We start from the raw sequence: 23,220 nt of genomic DNA on the forward strand, positions 1-23,220 counted from the left end.
CGGAAATCCGTATGAAGGGCTGAGTATTCAGCCCTTTTTGCTCTTGTTGGAGTTGAAAGTCAAGAAGGCATTATGTAAACATATTTTTTCTGAAATTCCCTGGTGTTTCCCCTGTTATTTTCTTAAATGTGTTTGAAAAATGAGGTGCGTCGGTAAAACCGCAAAATTGTGTGATATCTTCCATGGTGTAGTCCCCTTGTTTGAGTAGCTCTTGGGCATGTTGAATGCGCAAATGCAAAAAATATTGATGGGGTGAAACACCAAATTTTTCTTTGAATAGAGCAGAAAACCTTGAAGGCGAGAGTCGTGCTCTCTTAGCCATATCATCAAGCGATAACGATTCAGACAAATGGTTAAAAAAGTAGGAAGTGATCCAGTTCAAAGACTGAGGTTTTAACGATTTATCTTCTTGCTTCAAATCACTAAATTCTTTCAATAAACCAATGATCAAATCCTGGAGCAAATGATTGGCTTCCATTTGGCTGATCACATCCCCATTTTGCCAAAGCCCAACCATTTTTAACAAAGACTCTTTGTAAACGGAACGATGTGTAAGTTTAAATTTGACAGGGATCGAAATGTTCATGAAGTCGTTCAGTCTAGGCTGTAGAAGATGCTGATATTCACTTAGATCGATCTGCCCCGGCTTTGTTGGAAAGCTTTGTACACGCGCCGGATTATAGAAAAGATCGAAGTGTGCAAATGGCGTAATCGTTCGTGTGATTCCCTTTAAAGAACACAGTTCACCCGGTTGAATAAGGCAAAAGTCGCCTTCCTGAAATTCGTATAAGCTGCCGTCTAGCTCTAATTGACAATTTCCTTCCTGAATGTAGATAAGTAAATAATCCAAGAGTTTCCGATTAGGTACGGTCCACCCTGGTTGTCTTACTGCATAGTCGGATTCTCGGATGTAGGGGACGATGGGGCGCTCTTTTATGGCTTCAAGAAAAGATTGTTTCAAGGGGACAGCTCCTTCTAGAACTTTTAAAGATAATAAGATTTTACAAGAAAATAGTAGGGTTTTACAATGCTTATTTAAGATAATTACTATATATTTAAGATAATTCTTAAAGATTGGAAAGGGAGGATTATACATGACAAGAGTAATTAATAACAATTTAGGCTTGATCCCGCTTGCAGGTGTTTGCAGTTATGATGACGCTTGCAAAGTTGGCTATGACATCGATCATAACGTGAATTTACTAAGAAGATATTTGTATTCAGAAACGCAGTTGAACCAAATTTTCGCAGCGCATATCTCGAATACCCCTGAATGGGAAGTAAAGGGTGCTTTTGGACTGCATATTTGGCTTGATGCTGAGCATAGTGCCGCACTTCGTAAACGGGTTACGGAGATGAGGGAACCGCCTTTGCATTTGGATAAAGTGCCGGATGCTCAGATCGAGGCATTCTTTGGCGAAGTGATACGGGCAGAAACAACATTGGAGCTTCTTGTGGGAATTTATAGAGTTGCAAAACCGGAATTAGTACGTTCCATGAAAAAGCATTTATCGGAAACAAATCCGTTAGTCGACCAACCAACGTGTCGTGTCTTGAAATTGATACTAGTAGAAGAGGAAGAAATGATTCCATGGGGAGAGGCTGCTGTACAAGCGCTTATCCGTACGGATGAAGATCAGCATGCCGCAATTAAGTGGCAAAAGCATCTGGAGTCTTTTCTGTTCGCCGCAGGAGGCATTTCAGGAGATTTGGCAAAGCCTGAAGACTGGCAGCCTTCGGAGCCCCGTTCAAACGGGCAGCCTTTTGCAATTCAAGTTGAGCCTCGACGTGATGCTAGATTTTCAGATACCTATAATTCAACCGCCAACTTCGATCAATACTATTTTGATGAAAATCGTCCGGCGGATGAAAGAACTTATGCGCTCCTCTATAAACGTCTGCGTGAGATGGATGTACCTGAGTGGATGGGACCCATTATTTATACAACGAATGGTAAGCCATGGGAATATTATCAAGATATGAGCAGACAGTTATGGGATGAGGCTCGTCATTCGATGATGGGTGAAGTGGGTTTGTACCAGGATGGCGTTGAGTTTTACAAGTATCCGGTAGAATTTTTAACAAGCATGGCATTGAACAGTAAAGCTACTTCACTCGAGGCGCATCTTGTTCTTTGGTACATTGAGCAAGGATTAATGCCTAAAGATACCGGGAAACATTTTGAATGGGCCGTAGCCAAAGAATCGGATAACGAACTTGCCAAAACGTTTCAAGATTACGATTGGGCCGATGAGGTCTTGCATGCGCAAATCGGCAGAAAATGGTTAGTTCCGGAGTTTAAAAATATGGAAGAACTTAAACAGCAAGCGGAAAGCGTAATGAATCGGAATCTGGAAGAAAAGGCCAGATTGAGTAAACAATCGGATCAAAAAGAATGGTGGCCTGAATTTCTGGCGGAAATTCGTGCAGGAAGAGAAAGAACACGTGGAGGAGTGACGGCATCATGAATTTGACAGATAAAGTATGTGTGGTAACCGGAGCAGCTAGGGGGATTGGTTTCTCCCTGGCGAAACATTTACTTGCTGCAGGCGCTAAGGTCATGCTTAGTGATGCCGATGAGAAGGCATTACAAGAAGCTGTGAAAAGCCTTTCTTCCGATCGTGTCAGTGCATGGAGGACGGATGTACGCTTGGAATCAGATATCTCAACTTTGGCAGAGAACACAGAATTTCTGCTAGGACCGATTGCAGTATGGATCAATAATGCAGGTGTTGCAAGGCATAAGCTGATCACAGAATATACCGAGGATGATATCGATTGGATGATGGACGTTAATTATAAAGGAACTGTCCTAGGCTGCAAGCATGCGCTTCGAAGAATGAAAGATCAGCGGGCAGGCCACATTATCAATATCATTTCTACAGCTGGATTGACGGGTGTGCCTACAGAGTCCGTCTATTGCGGAACTAAATTTGCAGTCAGAGGATTTACACAAGCGCTTCAAGAGGAAGCCGCACAATTCGATATTCGTGTTTCCGGCATCTTCCCAGGTGGCGTTAATACAGCTTTCTGGGATACGGCTCGCGACCAAAAATCACCTGTAGAGAAATATTTAACGCCAGACGATGTTGCAAAAGCCATTGTTTCTGTAATTGAAATGGACGATAACTGCGTCACACATGAGATTGTGCTGAGATCGATGAGAGATGCGAATTTTAACTTACAGGAATTAACTAAATGAGGGTGCAACTTTATTCGGAAAACTTTCAATCTGCAGCTTTAAACGCGCGCCGAGTCTACCGCCTCTTGCTGCCGGAACCGCGCCCAGTTGGTAGACTGCCCTTACTGATATTGCTGCATGGTGTACATGGTTCCGAGATTGATTGGACGGAACAAGGCCATGTCATGCAATCGATGCAAGATTTGCTCGAAGAGAAGCAATTAGGTCCGATGGCGATCCTCATGCCTTCGGATGGATTGACCGCCATAGGCACTGGTTATTTGAACTGGGACACAGGAAGGCCTCATCTATATGAGGATTATTTGCTAGAAGACTTGATTCCACATGTTGAACTAAAGTGGAACGTAGGCGGTACGAAGGAAACACGTGCGATTAGCGGATTATCTATGGGTGGATATGCTTCCTTTCGGTTGGCATTCGCTCATTCGGAACGATTTGCCTCTGTCTCCAGCTTAAGCGGATTCTTCGATGTTCAGGAGTTGGCAGAACTGATTGGTTCAGAGGATTATGCTGCGATTTTTCAGACGAACGAGAGAAGAATGGTGGAGGTATCGCCTTTAACGATGGCGATCCCTACCTCCAACGACTTGCCCAAGATTTACTTTGATTGCGGAGCAGATGATTCCTATATTCATATGAATCGTCAATTGCATGCACGGTTAGAGGGGATGGGAGCTCCCCATACTTATGCTGAGCATCCAGGCGCTCATTCTTGGGATTATTGGCGCGAACATATTAAGAGACATCTAATTTTTCACTCACATGCTTTTCAGGAGTCCTCTTCTTGAGGGCTCTTTATTTATCGTATAATAGAGAAAAGTGCAAAATTTATGTATCGGGAGAGAACTCCATGGCAGCTAAATCAGATTACAAAAAGATGAGCCGTATTTTAAATGAAACCGCAGTTGATTTGCCCGGAGAAAATTTAAGTTTTAAGGTGCATTATTGGGGGGCTATGCCGGAGCACTTTGATAATCCGCTGCATCGACATTCCTTTTTTGAGGTTTGTTATGTTCTGGCAGGCGAAGGGAGCTATTTGGAGTCAGATGAGGAATATCCGCTCCGTCAAGGAACTTTGTTCTGTTCAAGACCTGGCAAATGGCATCAAATTAAAAGTGAGGCAGGGATCGAGCTATATTTTGTTGCCTTTGAAGCGGATAGCTCTCGGTCTTCGGAAGAAACTTTAAACCGTTATATACAAATGATGAATCTGAATAAAATTATTGTGCCTACGGCAGACGAAACGGTGACGGCGCAGACTTGGCGTATGCTATTTACGCTGTGTAAGCAAGATCGTTCTATGACAAAAGAAATGATTCGCAGTTTTGCTAATGCTTTACTTGTTTCTTTTTGCAGTGAATTTGCGAAGGTTGTCGAAATTGACGACTTGCCAGAGCATCAACAAATTTCTACCTATTATTTGCAGCGAGCGAAGCTTTTTATCGAAGACAATCTATCGTCTTCCTTAAGTATTACACAGTTGTCAGCCTATCTGAATATGACTGAGCGACATTTGTCACGATTGTTTGCCATGAAAGTCGGACAATCTTTTTCTCATTATGTGCAAGAGAGAAGAGTTCGGAAGTCTATGGAGCTTCTTCTCGAGAAGGATTGGACCATAAGTCGTATCGCCCAAGAGACTGGGTTTGAATCGGTACATTATTATACAAGAGTGTTTACCCATAAAATAGGCGTTGCTCCTGGGAAGTTTCGCAAATCCCAATTGTCGGAAATACCCTTTAGCTGAATGAGGAATGTCCGTTTAGTGCAAATGAATGTCCTGTTATTTCAAAGACAGTGAGTCCCTATAAGTTTATCATTAAGAAAGCGCTAACACATGATGAACAAGGAGGCATAACAGTGTCTGATAATAAAAACTACAAAAGAGATTACTCTCTTACAGGACCGGAAAACAAGCGAGCACAGGAAAAAGGCTTAGTAGCGGCCGAATGGTACACTAGCTCAATTCCGCGTCAGCGTCTTAAAGAGCTAATGAAACGAAAGGATGGCCCCGCAATTCGGGATACGATCATTATGTTTGCATGGCTCATAGGTACGGGGATTCTTGCCTATTATTCGTGGGGGACATGGTGGGCCATACCGGCATTTGCCTTATATGGAATTAGTTATGCTTCGACTGCCGATTCAAGATGGCATGAATGCGGTCATGGCACAGCATTTAAGACAGCATGGATGAATGATGCCCTATATCAAATTGCCTCTTTCATGGACTTAAGACCACCAACCCCTTGGCGTTGGAGTCATGCTCGTCACCATACTGACACCTATATCGTCGGTCGTGATCCGGAAATTGCTATGACTAGACCACCCGTTTGGCGTATCATTTTTGGAGAAATCGTGCATATCTATGGCGGCTCAAGAGATCTCAAAAGCATTATCTTGCACAGCTTCGGGAAACTGACTGACTCAGAAAAAGATTACGTTCCAAAGTCTGAATACAGAAAAGCGGTTTGGATTTCACGTATTTGGGTGCTGATCTTACTAGGCTTCATTATCTGGTCCATTCAGATTGGGAGTATTTTACCGCTAATGTTTGTTGGTCTTCCGACCTTCTATGGTCCGATTCTCCTCTTATTAGTGGGTCTAGTTCAGCATTTGGGTCTTCATGAAGATGTTCTGGATCATCGCTTAAATACGCGTACGATTTATTTGAATCCATTCTTTAGATTCCTTTACTGGAACATGAATTATCACATAGAGCATCACATGTTTCCGATGGTTCCCTATCACGCGTTACCTGCCCTTCACAAAGAATTGATGTTTGATTATCCAGCACCAAGTCCTAGTCTATGGGCGGCTCTCAAAGAAGTTATTTCAGCACTCATTAAGCAGAAGAAAGATCCGCAATATGTGGTTGACCGCCCCCTGCCTAGTACAGCTAATCCCTATTATTACGGTGTACACGCTGAAAAGGCAGTGCCTTCGCGAGTGAGTAACGAGCCAAAAGCAATGATTAACTAAATGATGAGAGGAAGATGAGAACATGGCAGGAAACAAGGCAGTTGTCTACAGTAAACCCGGTAGCGTTGAGGTGCGTAATACGGATTTTCCAGAATTGGTACTGAAAGATGGTCCAGGTGTCAATCCATTAAACGTAGGACGAAAATGCGAGCATGGTGTCATTCTGAAAGTAGTAACGACTAACATTTGCGGTAGCGATCAGCATATGGTTAGAGGTCGGACAACTGCGCCATCAGGTCTCATCTTAGGACATGAAATAACGGGTGAAGTCATTGAAGTAGGACGCGATGTTGAATTTATTAAAAAGGGAGATTTGGTTTCCGTTCCCTTCAATATTGCTTGTGGCCGTTGCCGCAGCTGTAAAGAGCGGAATACGAATGTATGTTTAAATGTTAATCCGGATCGTCCTGGTTCCGCCTATGGTTATGTAGATATGGGTGGATGGGTCGGGGGACAATCGGAATATGTCATGGTTCCTTACGCGGACTTCCAATTGCTGAAGTTCCCAGATAAAGAGAAAGCCATGGAAAAAATTCTTGATTTAACAATGCTCTCTGACATTTTCCCAACGGGTTACCATGGCGCAGTTAGTGCAGGCGTTCGTCCAGGTTCAACTGTATACGTCGCGGGTGCTGGCCCAGTGGGTCTTGCTGCAGCTCACTCCGCACAGTTGCTTGGTGCAGCTGTTGTTATTGTTGGTGACTTAAATGCAGAACGATTAGCCCAAGCGAAAAGCTTTGGTTGCGAAACCGTCAATCTTCGTGAAAATAGTGATTTGGCAGGGCAAATTGATCAAATTTTGGGCTCACCCGAAGTGGACTCTGCCATTGACTGCGTAGGTTTCGAAGCTCATGGTCATGGTAAAGCTCATGGCGAAGCTCCAGCTACGGTGCTGAATTCGATCATGGAGGTTACGCGCGCAGGGGGTAGCTTAGGGATTCCGGGGCTTTATGTAACCGGCGATCCGGGTGCTGTGGATGAGGATTCAAAGATTGGCACACTAAAGATTCGTTTCGGTCTTGGTTGGGCTAAGTCTCATACCTTCGTAACTGGGCAAACGCCTGTCATGAAATACAACAGAGACTTGATGATGGCGATTCTCAGCGGTAGAGCACAAATTGCTAAAGCTGTTAATGCCACACTCATTTCGTTAGATGCTGCTCCGCAAGCATATCAAGATTTTGACCGTGGTGTTTCCAGAAAATTTGTTATCGATCCACACGGTCTTGTTAAATAAACCTATACTTAATTACTTGGAGGTACGTATGCAGCATTTAGAGGGTTGGGTTGAAGCTTGTGAAGTCGATGATATTGATGAGGAAGATGTCATTCGATTCGATCATGGAGATCGTACATTTGCTATTTATCGCACAGCTAAAAGTAAGTATTATGCGACCGATGGGTATTGCACCCATGAGAAGTTTCATTTGGCGGAAGGGCTAGTGATGGGTAACACCATCGAGTGTCCCAAGCATAATGGTCGATTTGATTATACAACGGGTGAAGCGAAGCGCACGCCGGTATGCGTGGATCTCAAAACATATCCTGTAAAGATTGAAGAAGATAAGATCTTCATCAAGATAGACTGAGGAGAGAGTAGATAATGGCTGAATTAGGAATGGTTATTGTTGGTGCAGGTGAAGCCGGTGCGCGAGCGGCTGTGGAGCTCCGAACGGAAGGCTGGAGTGGGCCGATCACGCTAATAGGAAAAGAAAAGCTGGCACCTTATGAACGGCCGCCGCTTTCCAAAAGCTCATTAGTGGGTGAAGACGAGCCAACGCCAATGACTATTCTTGACGAGGCTAAGCAATCTCAGTATAGCATTCAATTAATAACCGATAGCTCCATTGTTAAGATTGATCGGGAAGAGCATGTGACCGAACTTAGTAATGGGCAGCAGGTAAAGTATGAAAGGCTCTTGCTTGCAACAGGAGCCTCTCCCCGCCGATTGATTAAGGAAGGCTCCGATACAACGGACTTATTATATCTTCGGACATTCGCTGACTCGCTTGTACTACGCACAAGATTTCAATCAGGAAAGCACATTGCTGTAATAGGGGCAGGCTTTATTGGTCTTGAAGTAGCGGCAAGCGCGCGGGAAAGAGGTTGTTCGGTTACCGTTATTGAGGTTGGACCGCGGATTCTGATGCGAGGTGTTCCTGAGGAAATTGCGAACATTGTAGAGGCGCGTCATCGCAAAGCAGGTGTCGAGTTTAAACTTGGGGTAGGGATTGAGCGCATCGAAAAAACGCGGAATGGACATTCGATTACACTTGTCGATGGAACCGTCATCCATAGCGATGCGGTTATCGTAGGAATCGGAGCCATTCCTGAAACATTGTTAGCTGCTCAAAGCGGGCTTACGGTCGACAATGGAATATGGGTTAATGAGAGACTCGCAACGAGTGACTCGGATATTTTTGCGGCAGGAGACTGCTGTTCCTTCCCGCACGGTCTCTATGGAGGCAAGCGTATTCGGCTTGAAGCTTGGCGTAATGCACAAGATCAAGGAACGCATGCAGCGCATAACATGCTAGGTGCTTCTAAACCTTATCTGGATATCCCATGGTTCTGGTCGGATCAGTATGATCAAACCTTGCAAGTTACTGGATTGCCGGATTGTGGTGCGAAGACAGTCGTTCGAAATTTGAGTGAAGGTGACAAGTTTTTCTTCCATCTGTCGGACGATGATCAATTGGTTGCGGCAAGCGCTATAGGTCCAAACTCGAAAATTGCCAAGGATATTCGTCTAGCGGAAATGCTCATTCAAAAACAAGCGGTACTCGATCCTAAAGACTTAGAAAATCCGGATGTGAAATTAAAGGCACTTTTGAATTCTTAATAATCATTTTAAGGAGATAAGCATGAGCCATTGGAATCGAATTAATGATGGAACCTTAAATTCACCTAGTCTGGATGTCCAACAAGCTATATGGGGCATGGAAGGATTAGGAGAGAACGGCAAGGAATGGTCGCTGGAGCAAAAGTTCGAGAAAATCGCTGAAGCGGGATTTAAAGGTGTTAGCTATTTGCTGCCTTCTCCTGAAAATATGGATACCTGGCACCGTTTACTTGACCGCTACAAGTTGAGTTTCAGTGCCATTGCTTACCCTTCTAAACCACAAGATATGATTGAGATCATCAAGCATGCCAACGAATTTGGCAGAGTTCAATATATCAACTCGCAGGTGTCCAATTCCTTCGTTATTGATAAAGAAGCAGTTCATTTACTTGATGGCTTGTTAAAAGTGTCTGAGGAATCCAAAATTCCACATTTTATCGAAACACATAGAGGAACTGTCACGCAAGATTTGATTCGCACCGCAGGATATGTAGAGTCACTGCCAGAGCTCCGACTGATGATCGATTTATCCCATTATGTAGTTGCTGGTGAAATCCTAGGAACAAGTGATAAAGTCGAGGCCTATTTTGATAAGATTCTAGAACGTTCAGCAGGTATGCATGGCCGTGTCTCGAGTGGAGAACAGGTCCAGGTAGATGTAGGTGTGGATGGCGATCATCCTATGATGGAGCATTTTAAGCGATGGTGGCGTAAAGGTATGGTGCATTGGCTCAAGCAAGCGCAGCCTGGGGACTTGCTCCCATTCTGCTCAGAGCTTGGTCCGCCCAACTATTACGGGATCACTCGCCGAGATGAGCATGGACATGAACATGAAGTCTCCGATCGCTGGCAGCAAGCGTTACTATTTAAGCGGATTATAGAAGAGCAGTGGCAGAAAGCGCAAGCCGAGTTATGACATTAGCATTGGACTTGTAAGAAGACAAGAACATATCTACTTAGATCCGCGTGCAACGCGGGTTTTTTATGTCTTGTCCAATTAGTAATTTACGAGTCACGCTCATCGTCGACGGTGGTATGACGCTGTACCCGTTCTTCCTGAAAGGATAAAATAAAAATGGATTATTACCGCAAACAAAGAAATTATGGCTGCCGCATTCATGATCAGTATACCTATATGGGAATGAAGACCATTGTTTTGGAAAATGAGAAAATACGACTTTCTATCCTAGTCGATAAAGGTTCTGAAATCTTTGAGTTCTTATTAAAAAGCCGTGATCTGGATTTTATGTGGCTAACGGAAAATGGAGTTGATAACCCGAATAGATATTTGCCGACATCCTCTGATTCTCAGTCCACTTTTATTGACTACTATATGGGTGGATGGCAGGAGATTTTTCCGAATGGCGGTGTCAGCAGTTCTTATCTTGGTGCCCAATTTGGTCAACATGGCGAAGTGGCTCATATGCCATGGTCATACACCATCGAGATGGATACGCCGGAATTGGTTAGCATGACATTTTCAGTCAAAACAAAGAAAGTTCCTTTTATACTGAGTAAGACCATTACCATTCACGCTAACTCGGCGAAAGTAGATATAAAGGAAGAAATAGAGAATTTAAGTGAAGTACCTTTGAGGTATATGTGGGGGCAGCATTTGGCATTCGGTAAGCCTTTTTTAGAACCTGGGTGTTCGATCCGATTACCAGAGAACATTAAAGTTATTGCTGACGAGTTGGACGTCCCTGAAGATCAGTCCGCACGAGTAAAACGTGGTATTACTCATGAATGGCCATGGGTTGAGGAGACATCAGGCCATATGTCGGATATTTCCGTGCTTCCGCCTAAAGGAGCTCCCTCGGAAATCGTATATTTGAAAGGATTTGAAGATGAGGGATGGTACCAAGTAGAAAATACCCGACTTAGCGCAGCAATTCGTGTAGAGTGGGATGCCAATACGATGCCGTACTTGTGGTACTGGCAGGAATTCGGTAGTTCGACCGAATACCCTTGGTTTGGCAGGCATTATAATATCGGTTTAGAGCCTTTCTCAAGCTATCCGACTCATGGTTTATCGGAGGCATTGCGAAATGGAACTGCGGGCTACATTCAAGGGAGAGAGACGCGGACATTTTCGATGTCTGCAACTTTATTAGAATTAAAGAAATAGTTTTTGTTCTACCGTCATTTGGCAGCATAATCAAGCAACTTGATCAAGTGCGGTTATAAAGAATCTATAAATACTACAAGATATCCATAGATCTTCTATAGGATGCTTAACCTCATTATAATTATAATAAATATACGGTAAACGTTTTCAATCAACACGTTTAACGCTACAATGAAAGGAGAGGTCTCCTATGAAAAAGATTGGATCTTTGGTGTTGGCAACTTCGTTGGTGTTGGGGTTGACTGCTTGTGGAGGTGGCAATAAAGCAACTTCGGGAACAAAACCGACAGAAACGTCGAAAGCAAAAGAATCTGTCAAGGCAAAATTTTTTTATGACAATGCGGCATGGACAGACTACCTGAAGGAGCTTAACCCAATTACGTTGAAAAACGATCAAACAGAGTTAACGGGTGTTCCGTACAACGAACCCACTTCCTTCCAAACGGCAGTTCGAATCGGTTTTACAACGAACGATGGGGCAGATGTGTTTAAATGGTGGAACGGCTTTCAAATGAAAGAACTCGTTGATGCCGGGTATCTGGCGGACATGACGCAGCAGTGGAAAGACATGGTAAAGGACGGCGTGGATCCATCTATGGCCAATACGTTGACCTTTGACGGTAAAACGTACGGGATTCCAGCTGGTGTGCACTATTGGGTTATGTACTATAACAAAAAAGTATTTAACGAGAATGGACTCAAGCCGCCAAAAACTTGGGACGAATTTCTGGCAATTTCCGATGCGTTGAAAGCGAAAGGTATTACGCCAATTGGCACAACGACGACGGACGTGTGGAACGGTTTCATCTGGTTTGAGGAAATGATGATCCACTCCAATCCTGACCTTTACAACAAGTTGGTTGTCGGTCAAGCGAAATATACCGATCCGGGCGTCGTTGAAGTGATGAAGACATGGAAGTCACTCTACGACAAGGGTTATTTTGCGAAGCCTATGGATTGGAATAAAGAAATTCCATCTGCAATGGCCAAAGGACAGTTCGCGATGTATATGATGGGTACATGGTATGCAGACTATTTTAAAAATGCAGGAATGAAAACGGGTGAAGACTTCGGAACATTCGTACTCCCTGCCATCAAGTCGGAGGCGGGCAATACCGTCATTTCCGAAGTGACCCCATTCCTCGTTTCGCAGAACTCAAAGAACAAAGATAATGCCATCAAAGCGCTTGTAAACCTGACCAAAAAAGAAGCGAACGAGAAAGTGATTTCACTGTTCGGAGGCGTTCCGATCCGCAAGGATATCGAGTCCAAAGATCCGATCATTAAAGATTTGGTTGGGTCTATCAATGCTGGAGGGTATAAAACGATTACGCGCTTTTGGGAAGCGACGCCGTCTGAACTTTCGGAATATGCATCTAGTGAATTTATACGATTCATGCTTAACCCGGACCAATATATGACGGTACTAAATAATATTCAGAAAAAAGCCGATAAATATTGGGCTGATCATAAATAATAGTTATCCCAGGGGACTGCTGTTACAAGCGGTTCCCTGGTTATTTCGTTAAGGGGGAGTTATTCGTGTATGTTTCGTTTCCGAATCGACTTATACTGATTATCGTTGTTACGATTCTGATACCTACTGTACTCATCAATTTTGTGACTTTCTCCTTCATCAAAGAGGAGATGCAAACAGAGGCGGCATCCTGGCTTCAGAGGATGACGGTGAACACTGGGGAAACGATGGATAGTTATACGAAGCTGCTGGAAGGCATTACGAAAAATCCCGCTTACGACTACACGCTGATGGGCATTTTGGAAACGCACCAAAATAATAAGAACGGCTTGTTCGGTTACTCTTTTGACGACACAGCGCAAATTAACGGGATGCTTTCTATGATATGGGCAGCCGATCGCAAGAGTCTAGTCACCGTAGATTTGTTCGATAGCAATGGAAATCGCTTTCGGATTGGAGAGAAAATCAAGGACAGTGACACAAATTGGGTTGAGCTCACTAAGCAGTTACACGGGGAAAGCATTGTAACACCTCCGTCGAAACTTAAGGACGGGCGTACTTTGTTTTCAATGTCTAGATTGCTGTACAATCCCCAAACGTTTAAAGAGGTCGGTATGATCCGCATGTACTTCCTGCTCGATTTCCTGAAACCATCAAGTAATGAGATGATAGAAAAAGAAGGCTTTTTGTTGCTCGTGGACGATAGTGGACACGTTTTGTTCGATAATCGGCAGTTCTGCGATAATAAGTTGCTGACTGATTGTATTGGACCCAATCATTTTAAGAGCAGTTATAAATCAGAAGTGACAGGCTGGACGTTGGTTGGAGCAATGCCAGTGTCACAATTATTTTACAAAATCAACCGGATACAACAAACGATTCTACTGGTCAACGTCTTCTTTTTCGTAATTGCCTTGTTAGTCATTACCGGGCTTAGTTATCGGATTTCACTTCCGATTAAGAAGTTGAGTCGGATGATGCATACAGCGCCCAAGGTGCAATTTCATATTCAGGTTGCGGAAACGAACCGGAAGGATGAGATTGGTATGATTACATCTAGTTTTCGCCAAATGCTCAGCCGCATGCAGGAGCTCATTGCCGAGATAACGGACACCGAGCAGCGGCGTAAGCGATCCGAAATTTTAGCGTTGCAAGCGCAAATCAACCCACACTTTTTAAACAATACATTGAGTGCCATTGCGATGCAGGCGGAGATTGATGGTAACTATAACATCTCTGGTATGGCGTCCCAACTCGGTAAATTGCTTCGCTATGCCATCGGGCAAGAAAAGGAATGGGTGGATGTCAAGCGGGAGTGTGAGCATATTGAACTATACATGCAGATCATGAAATACCGTTATCCGAAGGTTAAGTTGGAGTTGGACGTGGATGAACAGGTGCTGAAGTGGAGTATGATTAAGCTGCTTTTGCAGCCGATTGTGGAGAACGCAATTCTGCATGGAATTGTTCCAAATCGACAGGAAGGTACAGTCCGCATTTGGATTACAGCGAAAGCCAGGGAAACACTCTGTATAGTCATTGAGGATTCAGGGATCGGTATGGATGATGTAGAGCTAACAGCCTTGAGGAATGCCCTGTCCGGCATCGAAATACAGGAAACTACGACAAGAGAAGGGATAGGAATACGCAATGTCTACGAAAGAATACGACTCGCATATGGGGACGGACCGATCCGATTCGATGTGGAAAGTGAAAAGTACCAAGGGACGCGATTCATACTTGAACTTCCCAGAATCGAGCAATATGAACGTACTGATCGTTGATGACGAGGAAGTGCTGCGCTATGGAATTAAGGCGATGATTGAGCGGATGGATCTTCCTTTCATTGTAGTAGGCATGGCGGAAGACGGGGTGCAGGCGCTGGAGCAGCTTGTGCAGCTTGAGCCTGATGTTATTTTGAGCGACATCCGTATGCCCAGAATGGGTGGTCTGGAGCTTATACAGTTAGCAACCGCCCAATATCCGAAGGTAAGATCGATCATTCTGAGCGGATATGACGATTTCGAATATGCGAAGCGAGCGATTCGTCTCGGTTGCAAAGATTATTTGGTCAAGCCGCCCAGTTTCTCCGAACTGCGGGAGCTGCTACTTTCGATTTATAAGGAACGTTCCGAGGAGAAAGAAAAGCTGCTGGATGAAACTCGAAAAAGCAAGATCATTAACCGAAATCAACTGTTGATCCGAACAGACTTCCTGCGTAGCCTTATAGCTAAAAGTGGTGTCTTGCGAACGACGGACATCCGTGAGCAGGCCAGGGGAATCGGGCTGAATCTTGATAAGGAGCATTATGCGGTAGCCACACTCAAGTTCGAGAAACAAGCTGAGCTTAGAAAGAAATATAATTCAGCGGAATGGGAGTTACTCAAATATGCTGCATGGAACATTACTGAAGAGATGCTAGAGCACCCCTTATGCTTTTATGACGAAGCTTCACATCTCGTTATGCTGATAAAGGAGCCTCTCTCGGCCGAAGATTGCATAGAAAAATGTATGGCGCTGCGCTATAACATTAACCATTTTCTGAATTTGACGGCTTCGATCACCATCTCACAGCCGGTGCCGCTATCTTCAATTGGTGTTGCTTATAAGGAAGTTAGTCAGCTGTTAAGCATGAGGTGGGTGCGAGATAAGTCTGTTGTAGTCACCTCTAGTGATACTGCAACACTAACGAATGATAATATCCAATATCACCTGGATCAGCTTCTAGAATTGTTTAAGGCTGACGATACACGGGAGATCTGTTCGAAGCTGAATAGCTGGGTCCTATCAGTCAAAGATTCAGCCTACTCACCGACAGCTCTGGAACGACTTGCACAGGAATTGAAGATTGCCGTGATTACGCTGTACCGCAATCTGCTCGTTTGCGATGAAGACTCCAGGACACAAGGGCTCTCCTCAATGCCAGCGTGGCTCGAACGGTTGGAACTAGCTGATTCGCTGATGGAGCTAATTTCGCCGCTCTTGCTAGCGATCGAGCGCTTGGATCTAAAGGAACAGTCAGGCACGCTGCTGCACAACCGCACGGTCGAGCAGGCGATCGCATACATCCGGGCACGTTTCAACAGCAATTTGAACTTATCCTCTATCGCCGAGGAAGTCAACATGACTCCCGCCTACTTCAGCGTATTATTCAAGAAGAAGACCGGTAAAGGTGTTATCGAATACTTGACGGGAATCCGTATGGAGGAAGCAAAAAAGCTGCTGCAGGAGACGGATTCGAAAACTTATCAGGTGGCCGAGCAGGTTGGCTACCCAGATGCAGCGTATTTTTCTAACCAATTCAAACGCTACACCGGGATGACGCCGCAGGAGTTCCGCAATAAAGGGCAGCTATAAATTCTACAAGAAATCCATAGATCTTCTATACCTTCTGCTTCGCCTTTTTCTTACAATAGTAGTAGAAACGGCGAGAGCCTAAGCTAGGAGGAAAAGAGAGATGACAGCATACTTGAAGAGGAACGGGACAGCCCTGCTTTACACGCTTCCTGCCGCTTTGCTCATCACCGCATTTTTTATCACTTCGATCGTATATACGATCTACTTGAGCTTTACCGAATATAGCGGATTGGCGGCACCCAAGTGGGTCGGATTGGCCAATTACGTGGCCATCTTTCAAGACGCTACGTACATCACTTCATTGAAGAATACGCTGATTTGGGTAATCGCCACACTGGTTCTGCCTGTTGGGCTAGGGCTAATGTTCAGCGTGCTGCTGCAAAACTTAAAGGGGCAGCAACTATTTAAAAACATTTTTTATTTGCCGTACGCGATGTCTCTTACAGTGGTTGGTGTCATCTGGGTATTTTTGTTTTCCCAAACCGGCATCAACTACGTGCTGCAACTATTCGGTCTCGGGTCGTTCGCGAGAGATTGGTTAACTTCGACGCCGGACAATACGTTTGCGATGATCGTAGCATCGGTGTGGCAAGGGACCGGGACGAACATGCTGTTATTTCTGATTGGCCTTGGCGCTTTACCCAAGGAACCATTTGAAGCTGCGGCGATTGACGGAGCTAGCCGGTTTCGTACATTCTGGAGCATAACGCTTCCGATGCTCAGCCCAATAACGATTGTTGTAATGGGTATGTCCCTCGTCAATAGTTTTAAGATTTTTGATATTATTTGGGTCATGACAATGGGTGGTCCGTACCGTTCTTCTGAAACGCTTGCTGTAACGATGTACCGAGAATCATTCGTACTATTCCATTTCGGGCAAGGCGCTGCGATATCTATTGTCTTGACAATTGCTTCTATTGCTGTTTCCTGGTTTTATTTGCGGCAGACGATGGTGAAGGAGGGATGAGCGACGTGAAACGAATACGAATAGGGCAATGGACGACATACATTTTTATCAGTTTACTAGCTGTTTTCTGGGCGATACCGGTCATCTTAGTCGTAATGAATGCATCTAAATCGTTGGCGGATTTCAGCGCTGGCAACATTTGGGCTTTCCCGAAGACGTTCCAATTAGGATTAAATATGATGGATGCGCTGCGAATGGGTAGTTTGGGGAATGGTCTAATGAATAGCTTAAGCTATGGAGTGCTTGGTTCAGGAATCGCGATTTTCCTTGCAGCTATGGCCGCATTCGGGATTGTTATACTAAGATTAAAGGGCGGTTTTTACTGGTTCTTGCTCATCTACAGTGGGACTATTTTTCCCTTTCAGATGTATTTGGTTCCGTTGTTCAAGGGATATCAAAAGTTAGGTCTCTACGATACCTTCGGCGGCATGCTCTTATTTTATATTGCAATTACCATTCCATTCTGCGTCTTTCTATTGCGCAATTACATGACGACACTGCCTTACGAAATTGTGGAAGCGGCACAGCTTGACGGTTTTCATAGTTTTGGTATCTTTACTCGGATCATCGGTCCACTGCTGCTGCCACCAATTTCCGTCCTTTTCTTGTTCCAGTTCACGTGGATTTGGAACGACCTGGTTTTCGGTATGACGCTGTCCCGATCGGAAACGGTTCGTCCAGTTATGACAGGTTTGGCGACAATGCAAGGTATTTACTTCCGCTCAGGTGTGACCACATTGTTGGCCGGAATCGTATTGACTTCGCTGCCAACGGTGTTGTTGTTCTTCGTTCTACAGCGCAATTTCATTAAGGGTATGCTGCTTAGCGTGAAATCGTAATGGAATTAGTTGTATCCGAACGAAAGGAACAAGATAAAGGCTTACAAGTATGATAGATTACCCACGATAGCTTCTAGAATTTTGGCAGCCAACAAAAGATGATTCCTGTATTCTACAGCAAATTGGCGTCGGTACTGTACCGGCGTCAGTTTTAATTCTCTTTGTGGACGAATTGGTTAACAATTGCCCCGACGAGAGCTGATTCGGGCGCCAACCATTAGCAGCATGTCTTGGTATAACGTAAGACGTGAACTGGAATCCTTGCGAATCGCGCCTGGCCGACGAGCTGGGTATTCCGATTTTTCATGACGATCAACATGGTACTGCCATTGTAGTAACAGCGGGGCTTATTAATGCGTTGAAAGTAGTAGGCAAACGAATGGAGCATATTCGTGTCGTCGTCAACGGCATCGGCGCCGCAGGCGTAACCATCTGCAAAAAGCTGCTCGGCACGCAGTCGGGCAGCTTGCAGGAAGCGATCCGCTGAGCCGATAGGTTCATCGGCGTTTCCAGAGGCGGGTTGTTGACGGGGGAAGATGTGAAGTAGATGGCCGATAACAGCATCGTCTTTGCGATGGCCAATCCCCAGCCTGAGATTGCACCTGAGGAAGCGCTGCCGCACGTACGCGTCTTTGCCACGGGGCTGAGCGATTACCCAAACCAGATTAACAATAAAAACTACAAGATATCCATAAATTCTCTATACTATCCCATATTCTTACCCCCTTATAATAAATATGTAAATGTTTTTGATCCATCGTTTAACGCAAGAATAAAAACGGTCGTCAGCATTCATGATGAGGGTGATCATCGTTGAAGACGAGGAGATTATTAGAAAAGGGCTTGTTCATACCGTTGATTAACTGTCAATGCACTGTTCTGTTGTAGGTGATACGGATGACGGACAGAAGGGACTCCAATTAATCCAGCAGCATCGCCCCGACTTAGTGATTACAGATATTAGGATGCTTGGAATGAATGGGATAGAAATGTTGGAGCAGGCTTTGAGAATATATCCGTTTCAAAGCATTATCCTGACCAGTTTTACTGAATTTGAATATGCGAAGCAGGCTATTTCATTGAAGGTGTTTGAATATTTGCATCAACAATATAACGAAAACGATAGGCGATACATAACAGATCGATGTGGATGGTTTTCTTTATGACGAACAAAATCAGAATTATTATGTTAGTGAGACGATCAAGAAATTCAAAAGTGAATACCATAAAAAGCTGACCATTGAAGCTATTGCTGATGAATTGGGAGTAAGTCCAAGTTTTATGAAGTCCAGTAAACGGGTAGTTGTTAGGAATCCGCGAGAAGAAAAGAATGAAAGTGATTAATTATCGAAGTGATGAAGTAGTTTAAAGCATTGCTAACACCGCGATTTATACACTTCATATTTAAAGTATGCATGATCCGCTAAAAGAATACGGCATTTGCAAAGATTGGAAAGCGTTTTCAAGGGTTGTCAAATCACGTTATTATTAAAGACACACTTTCATTGTCTCGATTTAATAAGTGTTGACCAGCTTGGAGTATGCTTATTCGTTGTGTGTACTCTCTCGAGTAAAGCGTTATTTTTAAGCTACGTAATAAAGTTGAAACTGTCGTCGAAATTTTGTCATTTACCAAGCTTGAATTACTAAGGGGGTGAAACAAGTTCAAGCACTATTAGTTAAAAAAGACATTGAGACTACGAAGAAAGGAGTCATTTGCTCTGGTAGCATGCGGGTCAGCGGATGTACAGAATTTGAACAAGGTAGTCGTCGAAGTGAAAGCCGCTCAGAATGGCATAGATCGACGTACGTTTCACCTCGTTTTTCCCATTAGTTATGCCCATCGAACTTTATTTTGCAACCGATTACAACCCATATTTCCAACGAAAAGGGACAGTATTTCATTAATTTTTTAAGATACAACTCAATTCAATTGGTGTTTTAATTCATCTATCCATTTTACCCTAAGTTGGTGGGAAAACTTATAGTCATTCTTGAAAAGAATTTTCGGGTTTTAAGTGACAAAGAAGGGAATGAAAAAAGTTATTACGCGAGATGTATTGAGTCATTTAATTAGAATCATCATTTCATAGTTGAGGAGTGATAGACATGTACGGTCAAAGAATGAAATCGATAAAAGTAATTATCGTATTTATGTTGTGCCTAATGGTTCTAGTTCCTAACCCTACAACCACTCGAGCTGAGACAGTTCAACAATATCCAACCTATACGTTTTCATATCCAAGAGAGCTTCAATATGGCTCTTCTGTTGATGAACCGCTAGTATCCAATGGAGCTACTAGCTCTTTTTTGGTGAATAACGGAAGTGATAGTTACTTCCCCGGTCAGCTCAAAAGAATTATGGCGCCTCCTTATTTATTAAATAACAGTAATAACGCTACATTATTTTCATGGGGATATGATGACAGAGGCTATTTTGAAACGAGCAATAAAAAATTTACAATGGATTATTCTCTTGCTGGTTTAACTAATCATATAGATAGTGCACAATCTGGGAGCAATTATTGGAAGATTGATATCAACTACCAAACTATTCCTAACAAGCGAATGATTGTTGCTAATTATTCTTATACAAATGTAGATACTAACAATCATTCATTAAAAATTGCAGCCTCATTGCAAAATCCACAAATCACTAAAAATATTACGGGGTGGAGTTGGGATAACCCTGGAACAGGAAGAGTAAATGCTTCTTACAATTCCAATATAGGTAGTGGAGCAATTATTTCAAACAGCACTTCGAATGACGCTTATCTGGCATTCGGACTCAATGTTCCTGTTTCTTCGTATTCCGTCACTACGAATAATGAATTTACACCATGGCAAAGTAATGGTGCATTTACAAACAGTCCTTCTGTTAGTAATGTTGCTTCTCATTTCCAATATTTATCCCACTCCTTTGGAACTATAGCACCAGGTCAGACAGTGAAAATGTCTGCGATTCTTTCCATAGGAGGAACACAGTCAGAGGCTCAAACTAATTATTTGGACACCTATAATAATCTTGAAAGCCAACTCGACCAAACGACTCAATATTGGAATAATCAATGGACGAATTCTAATTACGAAGTAGTAACACCTGATCCAGCCATTAATCGAATGAGTAATTTAGCACATACTACATCATTATTATCAATGGATACTCTCAATAATACGTGGATTACCGCGTTTGGTAATAATGCTCGTGGAGTGACTTATCTTTGGGATACAAACTATACTAGAAATGGGTTTATCAAAACAAATTCTCCTATTGTCAAAGATACTCTAATGAAACTATTAAATTTAAATTTAACCGGTAACTATGCTTATAGGATTACAGATCAGGCAAGCTTGGGCGCATATTATGCTTATAATCAATTTGTCATTACCCAGTTGGTTTATACGTATGTAACGAATACTGGTGATAGCGCTTTTTTGAATCAAGTGGTGAAAGGGAATAATACAGTCATCGATATTTTAAACAACCAGATCAATCATATCCATTCCACTTTGGATTATAATTTTGGTGGAGGAGCTAATCTGCTTGAGGTTGTTCCTCATTATGTGAATCACATCCCTGATTTAACTGCGGATACTTATTGGATGGCTAATAAAATTAAAGCAATGGCGCAGAAGGCCGGACGCACTGACATTGCGGGTAAAATGGATACTATAGCTAGCAAGGCGCTTTCCAAGACACAAGCATTATGGGATCCGACGACAAATTGGTTTAAAACAGGTGAGGGAAACTTAGTTTACACGACTCAAATCTTTAATATGATCCCAACTGGGGCAATCACACAGGAACAAATAACCGGACTTCTAAACCGGAAGAATGATTTTATTTTTAATTATGGAACGAAGAGCCTTGCGTCCTACGATGCGGATTACAGAAGCTCGGGTGCAAGAGGCGATTGGGATGGACCAGGAAATTATGTTGGAAATATCGGAGATATGATGGAAGATTTAGCTTATGCTGGAAATAAAGATGCATTATTCAATCTAGCGAAGGGCATCAGTAACTGGTGGAAGTGGAGACCTGTTCAACCCCAAGGGATTGAAGCAACTACAGGTAAAGCAATTGGTAGTATTGGCAATAGTACAATATCGACATCAGGCAGATATTCTGAGGTTGTTCCAAATTGGTTATTGGGTCTAGTACCTAAGCTTGGTGGAGTAGATTTGGATACATTTAATACGTATCCAACTGATTGGATAAATTCGATTGGAACTGTATCATTTAAGGACAAGACATATTCCGCAAAAGTCAGCATCCCTTATAATGGCCATAAGTATTCATTCTACGTAGATAAGCCGGATAAAGAATCTACTTCATTCCAATATGCGACTATTTATAGCAGCAATGGTTCATTTATGCAAGACTGGTATAGTCAACGCCTTTCAACATGGGCAGACGATGTAAATGTAATCTTACATTTTGGAACTGAAAAACCTATGATTAAAGATGTTGATGAAGTAACTGCGGTTTCGAATGCTAATATAAATGCTTTTACTATAAATAATTCTGTCAGTGACATGAAATTCACAACTGCAATAACGACTGCGGCAAGCAAAAATGTAACTTTTAATGTAAAAGCCAAACCCAATAAATCATATACCGTTTATAAGGATGGAGCTAGCTATAGTGGGCCTATCTTGTCTGATGCAGCTGGAAATTTCCAATTTACTTACAATGGTGATTTTATTAGTGAACACTCCTTCAGTATTTCCCAACCACCGGTTGAACTTGTTAGCATAATACCACCTACAGGCGTCAGAAAAGTGGACTTCGGAACGGCAAAGACAGCAGCAGCTCTTGGATTGCCTGAAAATGTAGTGCTTGTGACCGAAACAGGAAATGTGGATGCCAGTGTGATTTGGGATTTAAGCAACATTAATTATGATCCAACGATCAAGACGGTACAAACCTTCGCGGTACCAGGAACCGTAACCCTGCCTAGTGGAGTCGTAAACCCGAACAACGTGCCATTGACAACAAGCGTTAGCGTAACTGTTAATAAGATCCCAGCGTCGAACGCCACAGTTACCGCTTCAACGTCATACAATGCCAATTATTCTCCCGATAAAGTGGTCGATGGCATCATAGGTCAATCGGATAAAGGCGAATGGGCTTCCAAGGGAGAACTCAATCCATGGATCCAGTTGAATTGGACGATGAATCAAACGATCAACAAGATTACCTTCTATGATCGGCCCAACTTATCTGACTGGGCGCCAGGCGGGACGCTTACCTTCAGCGACGGAAGCACTTTGATGGTTTCAGGAATCCCGAATGACGGGAGCGCTTATTCTGTAACTTTTCCTGACAAGACTGTGTCTTGGGTAAAATTCCAGGTATCTGGCGGAAGCGGGAAGAATGTTGGTCTCTCAGAAATAGAATTTTACGATGAGCCAGAGCCAAATGT

The 23,220-nt window shown here is 43.4% G+C and carries 18 protein-coding genes and 1 pseudogene; 18 read left to right on the forward strand and 1 reads right to left on the reverse strand.

The window, feature by feature from the left end; translation table 11 throughout:
* Positions 1-70: 70 nt before the first annotated feature.
* Entirely contained in the window at positions 71-961 is an 891-nt protein-coding gene (locus GC098_RS07485; RefSeq protein WP_246358483.1) for a helix-turn-helix domain-containing protein, read from the reverse strand.
* A 133-nt stretch (positions 962-1,094) separates the two neighbouring features.
* Between GC098_RS07485 and GC098_RS07490 the strand changes: the two genes are divergently transcribed.
* The 18 genes and pseudogenes from GC098_RS07490 to GC098_RS39525 form a co-directional block, all read left to right on the forward strand.
* Complete coding sequence (locus GC098_RS07490; protein WP_171642442.1) at positions 1,095-2,468, forward strand: hypothetical protein; 1,374 nt, start codon at positions 1,095-1,097, stop codon at positions 2,466-2,468.
* A complete protein-coding gene (locus tag GC098_RS07495) occupies positions 2,465-3,202 on the forward strand; it encodes an SDR family oxidoreductase (protein WP_171642444.1) in 738 nt (245 codons plus the stop codon). Before GC098_RS07490 ends, GC098_RS07495 begins: the two co-directional genes overlap by 4 nt.
* Positions 3,199-3,990, forward strand: a complete 792-nt coding sequence (locus GC098_RS07500) for an alpha/beta hydrolase (protein ID WP_171642446.1) — start codon at positions 3,199-3,201, stop codon at positions 3,988-3,990. Before GC098_RS07495 ends, GC098_RS07500 begins: the two co-directional genes overlap by 4 nt.
* 62 nt (positions 3,991-4,052) lie before the next feature.
* A complete protein-coding gene (locus GC098_RS07505; protein WP_171642447.1) occupies positions 4,053-4,949 on the forward strand; it encodes a helix-turn-helix domain-containing protein in 897 nt (298 codons plus the stop codon).
* A 113-nt stretch (positions 4,950-5,062) separates the two neighbouring features.
* Positions 5,063-6,184 carry a fatty acid desaturase family protein gene (locus GC098_RS07510; RefSeq protein WP_312880013.1) on the forward strand — a complete coding sequence of 374 codons (1,122 nt, stop codon included), beginning with the start codon at positions 5,063-5,065 and terminating at the stop codon, positions 6,182-6,184.
* Between the two features lie 22 nt (positions 6,185-6,206).
* Complete coding sequence (gene fdhA / locus GC098_RS07515; protein WP_171642449.1) at positions 6,207-7,421, forward strand: formaldehyde dehydrogenase, glutathione-independent; 1,215 nt, start codon at positions 6,207-6,209, stop codon at positions 7,419-7,421.
* Between the two features lie 28 nt (positions 7,422-7,449).
* Positions 7,450-7,773: a MocE family 2Fe-2S type ferredoxin gene (locus tag GC098_RS07520; RefSeq protein WP_171642457.1), complete on the forward strand. Its 324-nt coding sequence runs from the start codon at positions 7,450-7,452 to the stop codon at positions 7,771-7,773.
* Between the two features lie 14 nt (positions 7,774-7,787).
* A complete protein-coding gene (locus GC098_RS07525) occupies positions 7,788-9,026 on the forward strand; it encodes an NAD(P)/FAD-dependent oxidoreductase (protein ID WP_171642459.1) in 1,239 nt (412 codons plus the stop codon).
* Positions 9,027-9,048: 22 nt separating this feature from the next.
* Complete coding sequence (locus GC098_RS07530; protein ID WP_171642461.1) at positions 9,049-9,942, forward strand: sugar phosphate isomerase/epimerase family protein; 894 nt, start codon at positions 9,049-9,051, stop codon at positions 9,940-9,942.
* A 159-nt stretch (positions 9,943-10,101) separates the two neighbouring features.
* Positions 10,102-11,154: an aldose 1-epimerase gene (locus GC098_RS07535; protein WP_171642463.1), complete on the forward strand. Its 1,053-nt coding sequence runs from the start codon at positions 10,102-10,104 to the stop codon at positions 11,152-11,154.
* A gap of 190 nt (positions 11,155-11,344) precedes the next feature.
* Positions 11,345-12,631, forward strand: coding sequence for an ABC transporter substrate-binding protein (locus GC098_RS07540; protein ID WP_171642465.1), 1,287 nt, complete (start codon positions 11,345-11,347; stop codon positions 12,629-12,631).
* Between the two features lie 65 nt (positions 12,632-12,696).
* Positions 12,697-14,415 carry a sensor histidine kinase gene (locus tag GC098_RS41145; protein ID WP_171642467.1) on the forward strand — a complete coding sequence of 573 codons (1,719 nt, stop codon included), beginning with the start codon at positions 12,697-12,699 and terminating at the stop codon, positions 14,413-14,415.
* Positions 14,396-15,988 carry a response regulator transcription factor gene (locus tag GC098_RS07550; RefSeq protein WP_171642468.1) on the forward strand — a complete coding sequence of 531 codons (1,593 nt, stop codon included), beginning with the start codon at positions 14,396-14,398 and terminating at the stop codon, positions 15,986-15,988. Before GC098_RS41145 ends, GC098_RS07550 begins: the two co-directional genes overlap by 20 nt.
* A 100-nt stretch (positions 15,989-16,088) precedes the next feature.
* A complete protein-coding gene (locus tag GC098_RS07555; protein WP_171642470.1) occupies positions 16,089-16,955 on the forward strand; it encodes a carbohydrate ABC transporter permease in 867 nt (288 codons plus the stop codon).
* A 5-nt stretch (positions 16,956-16,960) separates the two neighbouring features.
* The gene (locus GC098_RS07560) at positions 16,961-17,794 is read left to right on the forward strand and encodes a carbohydrate ABC transporter permease (protein ID WP_312880014.1); all 834 of its coding nucleotides are present in this window, start codon (positions 16,961-16,963) and stop codon (positions 17,792-17,794) included.
* 265 nt (positions 17,795-18,059) lie between these two features.
* Positions 18,060-18,467, forward strand: a pseudogene (locus GC098_RS07565) (malic enzyme-like NAD(P)-binding protein); the annotation flags it as partial.
* Between the two features lie 196 nt (positions 18,468-18,663).
* Complete coding sequence (locus GC098_RS07570) at positions 18,664-18,960, forward strand: response regulator (protein ID WP_171642474.1); 297 nt, start codon at positions 18,664-18,666, stop codon at positions 18,958-18,960.
* 943 nt (positions 18,961-19,903) lie between these two features.
* A partial coding sequence (locus GC098_RS39525) for a DUF7402 domain-containing protein (protein WP_446686365.1) occupies positions 19,904-23,220 on the forward strand: 3,317 nt, incomplete at its 3' end.

Source organism: Paenibacillus phytorum (assembly GCF_013141715.1).
In the GTDB taxonomy this organism is placed as follows: domain Bacteria; phylum Bacillota; class Bacilli; order Paenibacillales; family NBRC-103111; genus Paenibacillus_E; species Paenibacillus_E phytorum.

Bases quoted from the DNA above. Each gene is read 5' to 3' on its own strand.
- GC098_RS07495 (WP_171642444.1), top strand. From the start codon at position 2,465: ATGAATTTGACAGATAAAGTATGTGTGGTAACCGGAGCAGCTAGGGGG.
- GC098_RS07530 (WP_171642461.1), top strand. From the start codon at position 9,049: ATGAGCCATTGGAATCGAATTAATGATGGAACCTTAAATTCACCTAGT.
- GC098_RS07540 (WP_171642465.1), top strand. From the start codon at position 11,345: ATGAAAAAGATTGGATCTTTGGTGTTGGCAACTTCGTTGGTGTTGGGG.
- GC098_RS07520 (WP_171642457.1), top strand. From the start codon at position 7,450: ATGCAGCATTTAGAGGGTTGGGTTGAAGCTTGTGAAGTCGATGATATT.
- GC098_RS07570 (WP_171642474.1), top strand. From the start codon at position 18,664: ATGCACTGTTCTGTTGTAGGTGATACGGATGACGGACAGAAGGGACTC.
- GC098_RS07525 (WP_171642459.1), top strand. From the start codon at position 7,788: ATGGCTGAATTAGGAATGGTTATTGTTGGTGCAGGTGAAGCCGGTGCG.
- GC098_RS07500 (WP_171642446.1), top strand. From the start codon at position 3,199: ATGAGGGTGCAACTTTATTCGGAAAACTTTCAATCTGCAGCTTTAAAC.
- GC098_RS07505 (WP_171642447.1), top strand. From the start codon at position 4,053: ATGGCAGCTAAATCAGATTACAAAAAGATGAGCCGTATTTTAAATGAA.
- GC098_RS07490 (WP_171642442.1), top strand. From the start codon at position 1,095: ATGACAAGAGTAATTAATAACAATTTAGGCTTGATCCCGCTTGCAGGT.
- fdhA (WP_171642449.1), top strand. From the start codon at position 6,207: ATGGCAGGAAACAAGGCAGTTGTCTACAGTAAACCCGGTAGCGTTGAG.
- GC098_RS07550 (WP_171642468.1), top strand. From the start codon at position 14,396: ATGAACGTACTGATCGTTGATGACGAGGAAGTGCTGCGCTATGGAATT.
- GC098_RS07535 (WP_171642463.1), top strand. From the start codon at position 10,102: ATGGATTATTACCGCAAACAAAGAAATTATGGCTGCCGCATTCATGAT.
- GC098_RS07555 (WP_171642470.1), top strand. From the start codon at position 16,089: ATGACAGCATACTTGAAGAGGAACGGGACAGCCCTGCTTTACACGCTT.